Raw genomic sequence first — 13,522 nt, forward strand, 5'->3', positions numbered from 1 at the left:
CTGTAGTCGGTCCCAAGGGTTGGGCTGTTCGCCCATTAAAGCGGTACGCGAGCTGGGTTCAGAACGTCGTGAGACAGTTCGGTCCCTATCCGTCGTGGGCGCAGGAAATTTGAGAGGAGCTGTCCTTAGTACGAGAGGACCGGGATGGACGCACCGCTGGTGTACCAGTTGTCTTGCCAAAGGCATCGCTGGGTAGCTATGTGCGGACGGGATAAGTGCTGAAAGCATCTAAGCATGAAGCCCCCCTCAAGATGAGATTTCCCATAGCGTCAAGCTAGTAAGATCCCTGAAAGATGATCAGGTTGATAGGTCAGAGGTGGAAGCATGGTGACATGTGGAGCTGACTGATACTAATCGATCGAGGACTTAACCAAATAGAAAAGCGGAGGCGACTGTCCAACTTCGACAGACGTTGGAGGGCCGGCACGGCAAATCCCGATTTTGGATTTGTTGGGACGGACCGAAACGGCCGAGAAGTTAGGAGCCGAAGCTAGACAAGTCAACATGATTATTCGGTTTACTAATACTTCTTCTGCATTATCTAGTTTTGAGGGAATGAACCTCAAAAAAATAGTCTGGAAACTATGGCGAGAAGGTCACACCCGTTCCCATACCGAACACGGAAGTTAAGCTTCTCAGCGCCGATGGTAGTTGGGGCGAAAGCCCCTGTGAGAGTAGGACGTTGCCGGGCTAGCAAAAGACAACCTGAAAAATGGTTGTCTTTTTTGTGTTGTTTTATTAAAAGGGTAATTGGCTTTGAAAAATGGAGTTTCGCGGATATATTGGGAGTTTCGCGGATATATTTGTTTTTTCGCGGATAAAATCAAATTAACGCGGATATATTTTGTTTTTCGCGGATATCCGCAGGAAAACCGCGGATATAATTTTTTCAAACTATAATTGGTAAACAAAACTCCGAATTTTTACCCATAAAGTACGCCAATAGAACCTATTGGAGCAGTAAAGTACAAATTTTTATCCATATATTATGCCAATACAGCTTATTGCATAGTGATCCACGATTTTTCTACCATCCGCTGCGCCAAAAGCATCCATTGGAGCAGTAACACCACATAATTTCCCCGCTAACTACGCCAATAGAGCATAAAAAACTTCCCTCTAAGCTGAAACTGAAAAAAGTACGAATTGTTCGCAAAGAATTCACCATTAGACATACACCCAAACGAAAAATTGAACATAAAATATTTACTGAGGCCAGGAAAATTCGAAAAATTGTATACAAATGGCAGTTGGCGGAAAGAATGGGTGTATGGAGGTGGAGAGATTGAGTTTATTGGCACATAATCATTTTGAGGACAAATGCGTTATTTGTGAGAATCTAAAACCAAAAGGTATACATCTATACACTTCTTTCATTTGTACGGAGTGTGAACATGATTTAATTCAAACTGATACAAGTGATCCCAGGTATAAATATTTTTTAAAACAGCTAAAAAAAATCACAACCCCAGAAATATTTTCATGATAAGTCCTTTAAGGGCTTTATTTTTTTTGCTTAAAACGAGAAAATAGATAAGACTCTTAAAAGGATGTAAGAAGATGAATAAGCAACTGAATGTACCTTTATATAATGCGTTGGCAGAACATGTCCGAAAGGGGCCAATCTCGTTTCATGTACCCGGACATAAATATGGACGCGTTTTTGATGCAAGCAAAGATACCTTTTTCCAAAATATACTGTCGCTTGATGCCACAGAGTTATCGGGCTTAGATGATTTGCATTCGCCGGAAGGAGCGATTTTAGAAGCTCAAACTCTTTTAGCTGAACTTTATCAGGCAGACAAAAGCTTTTTTCTAATCAATGGCTCCACGGTAGGGAATTTGGCGATGATTATGGCGGTTTGTTCTGAAGATGATGAAGTGTTAGTTCAAAGAAACTGCCATAAATCGGTGTTAAATGCCGTAAAGCTTGCTAAGGCACGGCCAATTTTTCTCGAACCGGAATATAATAGCGAATGGAAAATTGCCGGCGGAGTTAGTCCGTTAACGGTGAAGGAAGCGATTCACCAATATCCTGAAGCTAAAGCGGTGATCCTAACCTACCCGAATTATTATGGAATGGTTAACGATATGCAGGCCATTGTAAAGGAAGCACACTCACATAACATTCCCGTTTTGGTGGATGAGGCGCACGGTGCCCACCTGATTGTCGGCAGACCGTTTCCGGCATCAGCCTTGTCTTTAGGTGCCGATATAGTTGTCCAATCAGCCCACAAAACCCTCCCGGCAATGACAATGGGGTCGTATTTGCATGTCAACAGCAGGTTGATTGATTTGGATAAACTGGGTGATTATTTGGCGATGTTCCAATCAAGCAGCCCATCCTATCCTATTATGGCATCGCTTGATTTGGCACGGGCTTATATAGCTGCATATGAACAAAACGACTTGGCTTACTTACTGTCTGAAATTGCTTATTTTAAAAGAGAATTGCGTAATATTTCAACAATAAAAGTGTTAGATTTCCCTGCAGGCCAAGGAGATTTATTAAAAATAACCATTCAGTCCCGTTGTAAGTTAAGCGGATTTGAACTGCAAAAGCGATTTGAAGGGTATGGAATCTATACGGAATTGGCTGACCCATACAATGTATTGTTGGTATTCCCGTTATTAAAAGCGGGGCAAACGTATCCCATTGCTGAAACTGCAGCAAAAATAAAGCAAGCTTTGGAAACAGAAACTTCATGCAAAATTGTAGATAAAGACCTGCAGGATACTATACATAAAATTTCAGCCTTGGCTCTCGGCTATAAAGAAATGGATAACCTGGAAACAGAGGAACTAGCTATTGGTGCAGCCTATGGTCGTATTTGTGCGGAAACCATCCTCCCGTATCCACCAGGAATCCCGCTGCTGCTAAAAGGGGAACAAATAACAGCGGACAAATTGGCTCAGCTGCAACAATTATTGGCAACGGGAGCGCGGTTTCAAGGCGGGGGTTTGCTGAAACAGGGTTTGTTGAAAGTTTTCCGGGCAACTTAAGAAATAACAGATTTGGAGGTTTTATAAATGAACGGAGTATTTATTACATTTGAAGGGCCGGACGGGGCAGGAAAGACAACGATTCTTGGTATGGTCGCGGAACATCTGCAAAATGTGCTGGTTACACGCGAGCCAGGCGGGATTGATATAGCAGAACAGATTCGCCAGGTGATATTAGCAAAAGAAAATACAGCAATGGACCCGCGCACAGAGGCATTGCTCTATGCTGCCGCCAGAAGGCAGCATTTAGCTGAACGGGTAAGGCCTGCACTTGAAGCAGGTAAAGTAGTTTTGTGTGACCGGTTTGTTGATAGCTCATTGGCTTATCAAGGGTACGCCCGCGGCTTGGGAATTGATGAGGTGTGGTCGATTAATCAATTTGCCATTGAGGAAATGATGCCGGAGTTAACGATTTATTTTGATATTCAACCGGAGTTAGGTTTAACCCGGATTAATAAAAATAAAGGTAGAGAGATTAATCGCCTGGATCTTGAAAATCTTGATTTCCATCAAAGGGTAAGAGAGGGCTACCATATTTTAATGGAACGGTTTCCTAATCGAATTGTGAAAATTGATGCTTCAGGAGAGATTGATGATGTATTCACAAAAACCCTAGAACTGATCCAAGCAAAGTTAGCACAAAAAAAGCCTGCGTTGTAAGGCTTTTTTTTAGCTAATCAGAATTTATTTCCATAAATTCTGAACGCATAAATTCAACTAAGCCTCATGAACCGTCCTAACGGACTCGCCATTCGGCAAGTTTCCATTTACGGAAAAGAACTAAATTTTCTTTCATTCTATGATTGCGTATGAACGTACGCCAATAAACTGTTATAATATAGAAAAAGCTAACAAGTACCGGGAAAATGAAGGAGAGGGTGAATAGGATGAAGTTAATTATTGCAGTAGTTCAAGACCAAGATAGTAACCGTTTATCAAAGGCATTGGTGGAAAATAATTTTCGGGCAACCAAGCTTGCCAGTACAGGTGGGTTTCTCAAGTCGGGAAATACCACATTTATTATCGGTACCGAGGATATTCGCGTCGATCGTGCCCTCCAAATTATCAAGGATAACTGCAGAGCCCGTGAACAGCTGGTGTCACCTGTATCACCGATGGGCGGAAACGCCGATTCCTATGTCCCTTACCCAGTCGAAGTAGAGGTCGGGGGAGCAACCGTATTTGTTCTGCCAATTGAGCAGTTTTTGCATTTTTAATTATGAAAGTTAGTGAGTGATAAGCATGGTTAATACATGGGATCAACTGGAGGAACTGCAACCGGCAGTTCTAAGGATGTTAAAAAACAGCATAGTAAAAAGTCGGGTGGCCCATGCCTACCTTTTCGAAGGCCAAAGAGGGACCGGAAAAAGGGAAATTGCCTTATTGCTCACGCGTGCCCTATTTTGTGAATCACCAATCGATGGCTATAAGCCCTGCGAGTCCTGCCATAATTGCCGAAGGATTCAAAGCGGCAATCATCCCGATATTCATCTTGTTGAGCCTGATGGACAATCGATTAAAGTTGATCAAATTAGAAACCTGCAGGCAGAATTTTCGAAGAAGGGCGTGGAATCATTACGGAAGGTCTATCTGCTAGTCCATGCAGATAAAATGAGCAATAGCGCATCCAATAGTTTGCTAAAGTTCCTAGAGGAACCGAATGCGGAGACAACTGCTTTTTTGCTCACCGAACAGCCACAGCAAATGCTGCCAACTATTCTATCAAGATGCCAGACGTTATCATTTCAGCCGCTCCCGCCACAAATATTGGTAAAGCAATTGATTGAAAATGGTGTAGAGGCTAGGAAGGCACCGCTGTTAGCGCACTTGACCAATAGTCTCGATGAGGCGCTAGAACTAAATGTCGATGAATGGTTTGCACAAGCCCAAAAAATAGTGGTAAAATTATATGAGGTGTTGGGAAAGAATCAATTGGAGGCGATGGTCACGCTTCAAACAGAATGGTTCCCTCACTTTAAAGAAAAAGAACAGCAATATCGTGGTTTAGATCTATTACTTCTTATTTTTAAAGATTTACTATATATACAACTGGATAAAGAGGAGCAAATTGTTTTCAAGGGAGAAACAGATAGGCTGAAGCAATTTGCCTTACGGACATCTGGACGGCGCTTAACGGCTCAAATGTCAGCTATTCTTGATGCAAAAAGAAAGCTGCAAGCGAACATGAATCCTCAGCTAATGATGGAGCAACTGGTGTTAAATTTGCAGGAGGGATCTTGATTTTGTATGATGTTGTAGGAGTACGCTTTAAAAAAGCGGGGAAAATCTATTATTTTGATCCCGGAGACCTCCCAATTCAAAAGGATGACTTTGTCATTGTCGAAACCGTCCGCGGTGTGGAATACGGCAGAGCAGTAATTGCCAAGAAACAGGTGGACGAGAATGATGTTGTCCTGCCGTTAAAAAAGGTAGTTAGAATTGCGGATCCCAAGGATCGGATGATTGTTGAGGAGAATAAGCAGGCAGCTCGGGAAGCGTATGAAGTTTGCAATGAAAAAGTAACTGAACATCAACTGGATATGAAGCTGGTTGATGTTGAATATACATTTGACCGGAATAAAATCATCTTCTACTTTACTGCAGATGGAAGGGTGGATTTCCGGGAACTTGTAAAGGATTTGGCAGCGATTTTTCGCACAAGGATTGAGCTGCGGCAAATAGGTGTTCGCGATGAAGCAAAAATGCTCGGCGGTATTGGCCCATGTGGGAGGATGTTATGCTGTTCCACGTTTTTGGGAGACTTTGACCCGGTATCAATAAAAATGGCCAAAGACCAAAACTTATCGCTGAACCCTACGAAAATCTCCGGCTTATGCGGCAGGTTGATGTGCTGCTTAAAATATGAAAATGATGAATATGAATCTGCCAAAGAGCAGCTGCCTGATTTGGGTGAAACCATTCAAACACCAAATGGGTTAGGAAAAGTTGTAGGTTTAAATATTCTGGAACGCGTAATGCAAGTAGAAATGGTAGGACAAGACCGGGTTCTAGAGTATACTTTGGATGAAATCATTAAAGAAGGTGCCTTTTCAATCCAATCCACAGATTAAGAGGTGTAAGACGTGGATAAAAAAGAAATATTTGAATCAGTAAGTAATATGGAAACTCAGATTGGCCATCTTTACCAACAGCTCGGGGAATTGAAGGAGCATCTAGCTGAAATACTAGAAGAGAACCATAGTTTAAAGCTAGAAAATGAACATTTAAGACGCCGTTTAGATGTAACCACGGAAACAGACAGAAAAGATGGCAAGAAGAAACTTGAGCAAGGCGCTGGAGGAGTGACCACGAGTCCAACTCCTGGCGGCAAAGCGTTTGATGTTGGCGAAGGCTATGATAATTTAGCACGTCTGTATCACGAAGGCTTTCATATTTGCAATTTGCATTTTGGAAGCTTGCGTAAGGAAGGCGATTGTTTATTCTGTTTATCTTTTCTTAATAAGAAATAATTTTGGGAGAGGCTGATGACCGTCAGCCTCTATTTTCATACATATATTTAGTTAGGATGGTAATTGTGGTCAACTTGAAAGCTGATGAAAGACTTGATTATTTGTTGGCGGAAAATTTACGGATTATCCAGAGTCCGTCCGTGTTCGCCTTTTCACTCGATGCCGTTTTGCTGGCAAGGTTCGTTTATGTCCCAATCCAAAAAGGCAATTTAGTCGACCTGTGCAGCGGAAATGGGGTAATCCCGTTATTTTTAAGCGCCCGGACAAAAGGAAACATAATCGGTGTTGAAATCCAGGAGCGTCTTTACGATATGGCAGTTCGCAGCATTGAATATAATGGCCTGGAAAAGCGCCTTAGGATGATTCATGGTGATATTAAGGACATCCCTAAGCAGTTGGGCTATAGCAAATTTGATGTTGTCACATGCAATCCACCCTACTTTAAAACCCCGCCAAAGGCCGAAATTAATCCTAATGAACATCTAGCCATTGCCCGTCATGAAATCCTCTGTACATTGGAGGATGCGATCAAGGCTTCAAGCGAGTTGGTGAAGCAAGGTGGAAAAGTGGCATTTGTCCATCGCCCTGGAAGGTTATTGGATATTATTACATTAATGCGCGAATACCGGCTCGAGCCAAAGCGAATCCAATTTGTTTATCCGAAGCTGGGGAAGGAAGCCAATACGGTTTTGGTTGAGGCGATTAAGGACGGAAGTCCCGATATAAAAATTCTTCCGCCAATCATTGTCTATAATGAACAAGATGAATATACGAAACAAATTAGAGAGATTTTATATGGAGAAGAATGAGCATTATTTCTATGTGTTAACCTGTGCTGATGGGAGTCTTTATGGAGGCTACACAAACAATCTGGACCGCAGAGTTAAGATGCATAATGAAGGCAAAGGTGCCAAATATACACGGGGCAGAGGCCCGGTTAAGTTAACCTTTTATAAAAGCTACGATAACAAAAGTGAGGCAATGAGTGCGGAATACTTTTTTAAAAAGTTAACCCGCAAGCAGAAACTAGAGTATTTAGTTCGAGAAACGAGTGGTGATGTTGATGTGGCAGCAAAAGAGTTTTGAGAATGAGGAACAGAAGGGGATTCTTTATCTTGTCCCGACCCCAATTGGCAATTTGGAGGACATGAGCTTCCGGGCAATTCGAATCTTGAAGGAAGCGGATTTAATTGCGGCAGAAGATACAAGAAACACAAAAAAGCTGCTGAATTACTATGAAATTGATAATCCCGTGGTCAGCTATCATGAGCATAATAAAGAGAGCAGTGGAGAGAAGCTGCTGCAAAAATTGCGGGATGGCCAGAAAATTGCCTTGGTCAGTGATGCTGGGATGCCAGCGATTTCCGACCCCGGTTACGAGCTCGTCTCTCAGGCGATTGCAGAACAGTTCACGGTTGTGCCGCTGCCAGGAGCCAATGCCGCTCTGACATCATTGATTGCTTCTGGACTTGTCTGTCAGCCGTTTTATTTTTATGGCTTCCTCCATCGCAATAAAAAGGAAAAGCGTGCGGAATTGGATGAACTGAAGCATCAGGAAGCAACGCTCATATTTTACGAGTCACCGCATCGCTTGAAGGATACTTTAACCTTGATGTTAGAGGTTTTGGGAAACCGCAAACTTGCCTTATGCCGGGAATTAACGAAAAAATTTGAGGAGTTTATCAGGTGCAGTATCGAAGAAGCGGTGGTATGGGCCAATCAGGAGGAAGTTCGCGGTGAGTTTTGCATCATTGTCGAAGGCGGTGTGGCCAAAACCGATGAGGCAGAGAACTGGTGGGCACACATGAAAGTGGAAGAACATGTCGACCACTATATTTCAGTTAAAAACATGACGTCAAAGGATGCAATAAAACAGACTGCAAAGGACAGGGGTTTGAATAAACGGGATGTTTATCAGGCATATCATATTGATTAACAATATCGCAAAATAAAAGAGAGCTCCACGGAGCTCTCTTTTATTTTGCAGTTTCAAAGTTGTTTTGGATTTCTTTTATTAATTGCTCTGCACCTTCACGGCTTAAAATTAACTTGCCGCCTGCAAGTGCCATGTTATCATCAGAAACTTCGCCAGTGATAGCGCAAGTCATGTTTGGCTTATATTTCTTTAAGATGATGCGATCATCATCCACGTAGATTTCAAGTGCATCTTTTTCAGCAATACCAAGAGTACGTCTTAATTCAATCGGAATAACCACACGACCTAATTCATCAACTTTACGAACGATACCAGTAGATTTCATTTTTTTAAATCTCCTCTCATAAATTAGCAATCTATTTCTATTATAATTCGTCATTATTCGACAAATTTCTTTACCCTAATAATACCAGCCTTTCCCATATCCGTCAATTATTTTATTTTGAAAAATAATTGAAAAATTTTTCCTGTAACATAAATGTTGATATGATAGCGTTTTCAGCTGAAAAACCCTATGGAATTAGGTTTCTAATATTATTGTAGTACAAACCTAATAAATCAAGGTTTTGTCGAAAATTCGACAAATTTCTACATTAGTTCTCTTTTTTTCACAATATACTTCGGTATAAAAATTAAATTTATGGGTGTGAAAAGGAAAATATTTTAAAAAAATGGAATCTATAAATGATGGTTTCTTGCACTTACACTCAATTTTAGGTATATTTTGATGATATAGAAGGGAAAAAACGGGCAATACTGAATAGGTGGGGATTGCTTGCGATTTGCCTTAAGGGAGGGCTAACAATGGTAGAAGACAAAAAGACTTTTTACATTACCACACCGATTTATTATCCAAGTGGAAATTTACATATTGGCCACGCTTATACTACTGTGGCTGGAGATGCGATGGCTCGCTACAAGCGGATGCGAGGGTTTGATGTCAGGTATTTGACTGGAACGGACGAGCACGGGCAAAAGATTCAGCGCAATGCCGAGGAAAAAGGAGTTACACCGCAGGCTTATGTCGATACAATCGTCTCTGGAATCAAGGAACTTTGGGATAAGCTTGAGATTTCCTACGATGATTTTATTAGGACAACCGAGGATAGACATAAAAGGATTGTCGAAAAAATCTTTGCCCAACTGCTGGAGCAAGGGGATATTTATCTTGATCAATATGAAGGCTGGTATTGTACTCCGTGTGAATCCTTTTATACTGACCGCCAGCTTGTCGATGGAAATTGTCCCGATTGCGGCCGTCCGGTGGAAAAGGTAAAAGAAGAATCATATTTTTTCAAAATGAGTAAGTATGTCGACCGCCTGCTGCAATACTACGAAGAAAATCCTGAATTTATTCAGCCGGAATCCCGCAAGAATGAAATGATTAATAACTTTATCAAACCGGGGCTTGAGGACTTGGCCGTATCAAGGACAACATTTGACTGGGGCATTAAGGTGCCGGGAGATCCGAAACACGTTATTTATGTTTGGATCGATGCGTTATCCAATTATATTACCGCTCTTGGTTATGGTACCGAGGATAATACCAACTACTTAAAATACTGGCCGGCTGATGTTCACCTCGTCGGGAAGGAAATTGTTCGTTTCCATACGATTTATTGGCCGATTATGTTAATGGCCCTTGATCTTCCGTTGCCAAAGAAAGTGTTTGCGCACGGCTGGCTGTTGATGAAGGATGGAAAAATGTCAAAGTCAAAAGGTAATGTTGTCGATCCGGTCACATTAATCGACCGTTATGGTCTGGATGCCCTTCGCTATTATTTATTAAGGGAAGTGCCGTTTGGTGCTGACGGCGTGTTCACTCCAGAAGGATTCGTTGAAAGAATCAATTTTGACCTTGCCAATGACCTAGGGAACCTATTAAACCGTACAGTAGCGATGATTGAGAAATATTTTGCTGGCATTACACCTAAATATGCCGGCTCAATTGGTCAATTTGATGAATCACTGCTCGAAGTAAACCGGGAAACCGTCACAAAATATGTGGACGCAATGGAAAAGATGGAGTTTTCCGTTGCATTAACAGCGATTTGGCAGTTGGTCAGCCGTACCAATAAATATATTGATGAAACCCAGCCATGGACATTGGCTAAGGACGAAGCTCGCAGAAGCGAATTGGCCAGTGTGATGGTGCATTTAGCTGAATCACTGCGCCGGACTGCGATTCTACTGCAGCCGTTCTTAACCAGGACGCCAAATGGAATCTTTAAACAGCTGGGTATTCAGGATGACGACTTGAAAACATGGGAAAGCCTTGAAACCTTTGGCACAATCCTAAGTGGTACAAAGGTTGAGAAGGATGCGCCGTTATTCCCGAGATTGGAAATTGCTGATGAAGTAGAATTTATTAAAACTAAGATGCAAGGAGGGACGGCTCCTGTGGATACGCCAGAAGTACAAGCAACGCAGGAAGAGAAACCTGAAGAACTCGCAGAAATTTCAATTGATGATTTTATGAAAGTAGATTTGCGAGTGGCAGAGGTTGTTGAGTGCGAACCAGTGAAAAAAGCGGATAAATTGTTAAAGCTACAACTTGATCTAGGCTATGAGAAACGTCAAGTTGTATCTGGGATTGCCCAATATTATAAACCAGAGGAACTTGTCGGCCGTAAAGTAATCTGTATTACGAACCTAAAACCGGTCAAGCTTCGCGGTGAACTGTCACAGGGAATGATTCTAGCCGGATCAAAAGACGGTAAGCTATCCGTTGCCACTGTGGATCAATCGCTTCCGAATGGTTCGAAGGTGAAATAATAAGAGAGGGGAATGTTTCACGTGTAACAATTTTCGTGAATATTCCCCTTTTTTCTATGTGAATTCAAAAATAAACTATTTATGTAATTCCTTGATGAATAAAGGAAAGAAGGGACTAGTATGTTATTCGACACCCATGCGCATTTAAATGCAGAGCAATATCATGATGACCTGGAAGATGTGATAGAACGAGCACAAAATGAGGGAGTTTCTACTATGGTTGTGGTAGGATTTGATCGCCCAACTATTGAAAGAGCAATGGAACTGGCAGAAAAATATGAGTTTATTTATGCCTGTGTTGGCTGGCATCCTGTTGATGCCATTGATATGAAGGATGAAGATTTGCTTTGGATTGAAGAACTCGCAGCACACCCTAAGGTTGTGGCTTTAGGTGAAATGGGGCTTGATTATCATTGGGACAAGTCGCCGAAGGATATTCAGCAAGAGGTATTTCGCAGACAAATCCGGCTTGCCAAAAAAGTAAAGCTGCCGATTGTTATTCATAATCGTGAGGCAACAGCGGATATCGTTGAGATCTTGAAGGAAGAAGGGGCAGAAGAGGTAGGCGGAATTATGCATTGCTTCAGCGGCAGCGCGGAAACTGCAAAGGAATGTGTGAAAATGAACTTTTTTATTTCTTTGGGTGGTCCAGTCACCTTCAAAAATGCCAAAAAACCAAAAGAAGTGGCAGCAGAGATTCCTTTAGACAAGCTGTTAATTGAAACAGACTGTCCTTATTTGGCACCCCATCCGTACCGTGGTAAACGAAATGAGCCAAGTTATGTAAAGCTGGTTGCCGAACAAATTGCCGAAATAAAGGGATTAACGTATGAGGAGGTAGCGGAAGCCACGACACGAAATGCTAAAAAATTATTCGCCATAAAATGCTAAAGGATTTTGTCGAAAGCCAAAGAAGCTTGTCCAAATTTTTTCTAATAACAAAAAGTTCTACATGTCTCCTTTTCTACATAGGATAACCGTGTCGATAAGTTTCCCTTTGCAATATTTTTAATATTGTGCATAATTAGGAATAAGTTCTCAGGGTATGCAAAGGTTGACAGCCAGGCAGCTTGGTTTTTAAATATCTCTCCAAAGAAAAGGAGGCGTTTTTCATCGTATTCAAAAACGTGAAAAGCCTGTTTTTCGAGTCCTTGAGCGGAAGAAATTTGACCATTGCGTTTGCTAGTTTCGTAGTTTTGCTAACCACTCTTAGCAGTCTTCTCTATGAGGGATCAAAGAACACGGTAGCGCTCACATTAAATGGCGAGCAGATGGTCTACAAGACGCATGCAGATACTGTTAAAGAAATATTAGATGAGCAAGATGTATCGATCCGCAATCAGGACTACTTGCATCCAAACCTAGATACCAAGGTGAAGGATAACCTTGAGATTGTTTGGAAGCAAGCGAAGCAGGTGACCATTGTCAAGGACAACGAGAAGAAAACGATTTGGACAACAGCTGGGACTGTAGCAGAGGCTTTAAAGGCAGAGAATATTGTTTTGAACGAGTATGATAAACTATCCCCTGGACCGCAGGCGGCAATCAAGGAAAAGATGAAGATTGGCATACATATCGCCTTTCCTCTGAGCCTTGTTGACGGCGGAAATCCGAAAGAAGTTTGGTCCACTTCGACTACGGTCGCTGACTTTTTGAAACAACAGGGCATACAACTAAACGAATTAGACCGAGTTGAACCGTCATTAACAGAAACCATCGCAATGAATGGTGTTGTTAACGTCATTCGAGTAGAAAAAGTCACCGATGTAGTGGAAGAACCTGTTGAGTTTGCCGTAATCACAAAAAAGGATGAAGGTTTAGCAAAAGGAAAAGAAAAAACAGTAACTCAGGGTAAGCAAGGACTCGTTTCCAAACAATATGAAGTCGTGTTGGAAAATGGCAAAGAGGTTTCCAGAAAAGTAGTAAGCGAACAGATAGTTAGAGCAAAGCAGGATAAGGTTGTGGCTGTCGGAACGAAAGACTTAGCGTTACAGGTTTCACGTGGTGCAGAAGAAACAGGAACGGAGTTTTATGTTACAGCAACGGCCTATACGGCGTATTGCAATGGCTGTTCAGGGCGAACTGCCACCGGTTTTAATCTCCGTGCCAACCCAAACGCCAAAGTGATTGCAGTAGACCCGAGAGTGATTCCACTTGGAACCAAAGTTTATGTCGAGGGTTATGGCTATGCCGTTGCTGCTGATACAGGAGGTGCCATTAAAGGGAATAAAATCGATGTATTCATGTCTTCTAAGGCGGATGCATATCGTTGGGGACGTAAACAGGTAAAGATCAAGATACTTCAATAATTTTTTAATGCAGAGGGCCGTACCTCTGC

Annotated in this window: 14 protein-coding genes and 2 rRNA genes (1 of these 16 running past the window's edge); 15 read left to right on the forward strand and 1 reads right to left on the reverse strand. The window is 42.0% G+C overall.

Annotated elements, in window-relative coordinates; all coding sequences use genetic code 11:
• From ACZ43M_RS00165 to rsmI, 12 genes are all read left to right on the forward strand, one after another.
• Positions 1–374, forward strand: a 23S ribosomal RNA gene (locus ACZ43M_RS00165) (it extends 2,562 nt beyond the left edge of the window).
• 200 nt (positions 375–574) lie between these two features.
• Positions 575–691: ribosomal RNA gene (gene rrf / locus ACZ43M_RS00170) — 5S ribosomal RNA — on the forward strand.
• Positions 692–1,270: 579 nt separating this feature from the next.
• Positions 1,271–1,486 carry a sigma factor G inhibitor Gin gene (locus tag ACZ43M_RS00175; protein ID WP_464507907.1) on the forward strand — a complete coding sequence of 72 codons (216 nt, stop codon included), beginning with the start codon at positions 1,271–1,273 and terminating at the stop codon, positions 1,484–1,486.
• A gap of 74 nt (positions 1,487–1,560) precedes the next feature.
• Positions 1,561–3,003, forward strand: a complete 1,443-nt coding sequence (locus ACZ43M_RS00180; protein ID WP_464505533.1) for an aminotransferase class I/II-fold pyridoxal phosphate-dependent enzyme — start codon at positions 1,561–1,563, stop codon at positions 3,001–3,003.
• A gap of 27 nt (positions 3,004–3,030) precedes the next feature.
• Entirely contained in the window at positions 3,031–3,663 is a 633-nt protein-coding gene (gene tmk, locus ACZ43M_RS00185; protein ID WP_464505534.1) for a dTMP kinase, read from the forward strand.
• 227 nt (positions 3,664–3,890) lie between these two features.
• A complete protein-coding gene (locus tag ACZ43M_RS00190) occupies positions 3,891–4,220 on the forward strand; it encodes a cyclic-di-AMP receptor (RefSeq protein WP_066321919.1) in 330 nt (109 codons plus the stop codon).
• A gap of 25 nt (positions 4,221–4,245) precedes the next feature.
• A complete protein-coding gene (gene holB, locus ACZ43M_RS00195; RefSeq protein WP_464505535.1) occupies positions 4,246–5,244 on the forward strand; it encodes a DNA polymerase III subunit delta' in 999 nt (332 codons plus the stop codon).
• A gap of 2 nt (positions 5,245–5,246) precedes the next feature.
• Complete coding sequence (locus ACZ43M_RS00200) at positions 5,247–6,074, forward strand: PSP1 domain-containing protein (RefSeq protein WP_464505536.1); 828 nt, start codon at positions 5,247–5,249, stop codon at positions 6,072–6,074.
• A gap of 12 nt (positions 6,075–6,086) precedes the next feature.
• Positions 6,087–6,473 carry a DNA replication initiation control protein YabA gene (gene yabA, locus ACZ43M_RS00205; RefSeq protein WP_464505537.1) on the forward strand — a complete coding sequence of 129 codons (387 nt, stop codon included), beginning with the start codon at positions 6,087–6,089 and terminating at the stop codon, positions 6,471–6,473.
• Between the two features lie 65 nt (positions 6,474–6,538).
• On the forward strand, positions 6,539–7,282 hold the full coding sequence (locus ACZ43M_RS00210) for a tRNA1(Val) (adenine(37)-N6)-methyltransferase (protein WP_464505538.1): 744 nt from the start codon (positions 6,539–6,541) through the stop codon (positions 7,280–7,282).
• On the forward strand, positions 7,269–7,559 hold the full coding sequence (locus ACZ43M_RS00215) for a GIY-YIG nuclease family protein (protein WP_464505539.1): 291 nt from the start codon (positions 7,269–7,271) through the stop codon (positions 7,557–7,559). Before ACZ43M_RS00210 ends, ACZ43M_RS00215 begins: the two co-directional genes overlap by 14 nt.
• Positions 7,537–8,409 carry a 16S rRNA (cytidine(1402)-2'-O)-methyltransferase gene (rsmI, locus tag ACZ43M_RS00220; protein ID WP_464505540.1) on the forward strand — a complete coding sequence of 291 codons (873 nt, stop codon included), beginning with the start codon at positions 7,537–7,539 and terminating at the stop codon, positions 8,407–8,409. Before ACZ43M_RS00215 ends, rsmI begins: the two co-directional genes overlap by 23 nt.
• A gap of 40 nt (positions 8,410–8,449) precedes the next feature.
• Here rsmI and ACZ43M_RS00225 read toward each other — a convergent pair whose 3' ends face one another.
• Entirely contained in the window at positions 8,450–8,734 is a 285-nt protein-coding gene (locus ACZ43M_RS00225; protein ID WP_464505541.1) for an AbrB/MazE/SpoVT family DNA-binding domain-containing protein, read from the reverse strand.
• Between the two features lie 479 nt (positions 8,735–9,213).
• On the opposite strand from ACZ43M_RS00225, the gene metG reads away from it, so the two are divergent.
• The 3 genes from metG to ACZ43M_RS00240 all read left to right on the forward strand — a co-directional run bounded on the left by metG (position 9,214) and on the right by ACZ43M_RS00240 (position 13,493).
• Positions 9,214–11,184, forward strand: a complete 1,971-nt coding sequence (gene metG, locus ACZ43M_RS00230; protein ID WP_464505542.1) for a methionine--tRNA ligase — start codon at positions 9,214–9,216, stop codon at positions 11,182–11,184.
• Between the two features lie 120 nt (positions 11,185–11,304).
• Positions 11,305–12,075 carry a TatD family hydrolase gene (locus ACZ43M_RS00235; RefSeq protein ID WP_464505543.1) on the forward strand — a complete coding sequence of 257 codons (771 nt, stop codon included), beginning with the start codon at positions 11,305–11,307 and terminating at the stop codon, positions 12,073–12,075.
• A 275-nt stretch (positions 12,076–12,350) separates the two neighbouring features.
• Positions 12,351–13,493, forward strand: coding sequence for a ubiquitin-like domain-containing protein (locus ACZ43M_RS00240; RefSeq protein ID WP_464505544.1), 1,143 nt, complete (start codon positions 12,351–12,353; stop codon positions 13,491–13,493).
• Positions 13,494–13,522 lie beyond the last annotated feature (29 nt).

The organism is Neobacillus sp. B24 (genome assembly GCF_055381825.1).

Excerpts from the sequence above, each read along its gene's own strand:
- ACZ43M_RS00175 (WP_464507907.1), top strand. The coding sequence starts at position 1,271 with ATGGAGGTGGAGAGATTGAGTTTATTGGCACATAATCATTTTGAGGAC.
- ACZ43M_RS00190 (WP_066321919.1), top strand. The coding sequence starts at position 3,891 with ATGAAGTTAATTATTGCAGTAGTTCAAGACCAAGATAGTAACCGTTTA.
- ACZ43M_RS00235 (WP_464505543.1), top strand. The coding sequence starts at position 11,305 with ATGTTATTCGACACCCATGCGCATTTAAATGCAGAGCAATATCATGAT.
- ACZ43M_RS00180 (WP_464505533.1), top strand. The coding sequence starts at position 1,561 with ATGAATAAGCAACTGAATGTACCTTTATATAATGCGTTGGCAGAACAT.
- tmk (WP_464505534.1), top strand. The coding sequence starts at position 3,031 with ATGAACGGAGTATTTATTACATTTGAAGGGCCGGACGGGGCAGGAAAG.
- holB (WP_464505535.1), top strand. The coding sequence starts at position 4,246 with ATGGTTAATACATGGGATCAACTGGAGGAACTGCAACCGGCAGTTCTA.
- ACZ43M_RS00215 (WP_464505539.1), top strand. The coding sequence starts at position 7,269 with ATGGAGAAGAATGAGCATTATTTCTATGTGTTAACCTGTGCTGATGGG.
- rsmI (WP_464505540.1), top strand. The coding sequence starts at position 7,537 with ATGTGGCAGCAAAAGAGTTTTGAGAATGAGGAACAGAAGGGGATTCTT.
- ACZ43M_RS00225 (WP_464505541.1), bottom strand. The coding sequence starts at position 8,734 with ATGAAATCTACTGGTATCGTTCGTAAAGTTGATGAATTAGGTCGTGTG.
- metG (WP_464505542.1), top strand. The coding sequence starts at position 9,214 with ATGGTAGAAGACAAAAAGACTTTTTACATTACCACACCGATTTATTAT.